This is a genomic window from Thermodesulfobacteriota bacterium (genome assembly GCA_040756475.1).
In the GTDB taxonomy this organism is placed as follows: Bacteria; Desulfobacterota; Deferrisomatia; order Deferrisomatales; family JACRMM01; genus JBFLZB01.
Genome location: JBFLZB010000365.1, coordinates 1 through 1,612, shown reverse-complemented (window position 1 = coordinate 1,612; position 1,612 = coordinate 1). Strand labels below are relative to the sequence as shown.

The window sequence follows — 1,612 nt, the reverse complement described above, 5'->3', positions numbered from 1 at the left end:
CCGAGATGGAAGAGCGCCTGGAAACCAAGCGGCTGAGCCTCACCGCCCAGTTCATCCGAATGGAGCAGGCCGTGAGCCAGTTCAACAGCCAGGGAAACTACCTGACCAACGCGCTCTCGGGGCTGAGCAAGAACTGGAGCTGGAATAGCTAGGGGCGGCGCGTTGCCCGTTGTCGGTTGCCCGTTGGAGAAAGGGCACGAAGGGCTGCGGATTGTCCGTTGCCCGTTGCCCGTTGGAGAAGGGGCACGAAGAGGCACGTAGCCCCCGGCATTGCAAGCAAGGCGAAGCAAGCCCGCAGTGCCAGGGTGGGCAACGCCCGCCGGAACGGGAGATCGAAACTGAAGACCATCGCACGGGGGACGCTGCCGCTGGACCACAGGGAGGTGGTTGGATGACATACGGACGCGGGGCCCAGGCGTATACCCAGACCCAGGTCTCGACCACGACGAGCCAGAAGCAGCTCATCGTGATGGCCTACGACGGCATCCTGCGCTTTCTCAACCGGGCCGTGGAGAGCATGACCCGCCAGGAGATCGAGGCTGCCGAGAAGGATCTGGTGCGGGCGCGGGCGGTGGTGGAGGAGCTCGCGGGGACGCTGAACATGGACGCGGGCGGCATCATCGCCCGAAACCTCTGGAACCTCTATATCTTCTTCATGCAGAAGATCACCGAGGCAAACCTGACGAAGGACCCCGCCCACGTGGAGGGAATCCTGCCGTCGCTCAAGGACCTGCGAGACGGCTGGGCCCAGCTGGAGATGCCCGCCGGCGATGCCCAGACCCAGCTTCTCGACCGCCGCGTGGCCCCGGCCGACGTACACCACCGGGTGAGCATCACGGGGTAGCTATGAGTTGTTGGATGCTGGCAATCGGCTCTCGGACAAAGCTCGGCGCCCATGCTCCATGCTCCATGCCCCATGCCCCGTGCCCCATGCCCCATCCCCCAAGAGGACTTCCCCATGGCCACCCGCGCTGCCGCGCCGTTTACCCTTTCCGAGACCCTGGCCTCCATCGTGCAAGAGGAGATCCGGGCCTGCCGGGCGATCCTGGAAGCCACCCAGGCTTTCGAGGCTGCTCTCGATCCGGTGGACTTCGACACCCTGGAGGCGGCCGTGGCGGCCCGCGCCCGAAGCATCTCCCATTTGGGCGAGTTGGAGAACCGGGCCCTGGCCCTGCGGGGCGAGGCCTTCGAACCTCCCGCCGGCCTGGCGGAAGGCCTGGCCGTGCTGCGCGACCTCGCCGAGCGCATCCGCCAGGCCGACGCCCGGGCGCACATGGCCACGCAGGGCGCGACCCAGGCGCTGCGCACCGGGCTTCGAGCCGTCTCCACCGGCCAGCAGGTGCTGCGCGGCTACCGCGTTCCCCCCGACCCCAAGCCCCGGTTCGCCGACAAGAAGGGCTGAGGCACCGCTGCCTCGATCCTCTCCCCACGCTCGAACGGCCCGGGGGCCCCGGGCTACCCCCCCGGCCCATCGAAGGATTCTTCTCGCCTGAGGCCCTCTTGGGGCTCTGGTGCGATCCGTGTGGGTTCGCGTAGCCGCTGAGCTCGGGAATACGGCTGGTTCACCCGTAGGGGCGCACAGCGTGCGCCCGCCCTCGGGCCCACCCCGAAC

At 67.9% G+C, this 1,612-nt stretch carries 2 protein-coding genes; both read left to right on the top strand.

Translation table 11 applies throughout. The features are described from left to right. Positions 1-391 precede the first annotated feature (391 nt). Positions 392-844, top strand: a complete 453-nt coding sequence (gene fliS, locus AB1578_23770; GenBank protein MEW6490916.1) for a flagellar export chaperone FliS — start codon at positions 392-394, stop codon at positions 842-844. Between the two features lie 114 nt (positions 845-958). Further along, positions 959-1,402 (top strand): hypothetical protein, encoded by a 444-nt coding sequence (locus AB1578_23765; protein MEW6490915.1) that lies wholly within the window; start codon positions 959-961, stop codon positions 1,400-1,402. The last annotated feature ends 210 nt before the right edge of the window (positions 1,403-1,612 follow it).

What these genes read in the sequence shown, in the direction of transcription:
- fliS (MEW6490916.1), top strand. Translation starts at nt 392, where the DNA reads ATGACATACGGACGCGGGGCCCAGGCGTATACCCAGACCCAGGTCTCG.
- AB1578_23765 (MEW6490915.1), top strand. Translation starts at nt 959, where the DNA reads ATGGCCACCCGCGCTGCCGCGCCGTTTACCCTTTCCGAGACCCTGGCC.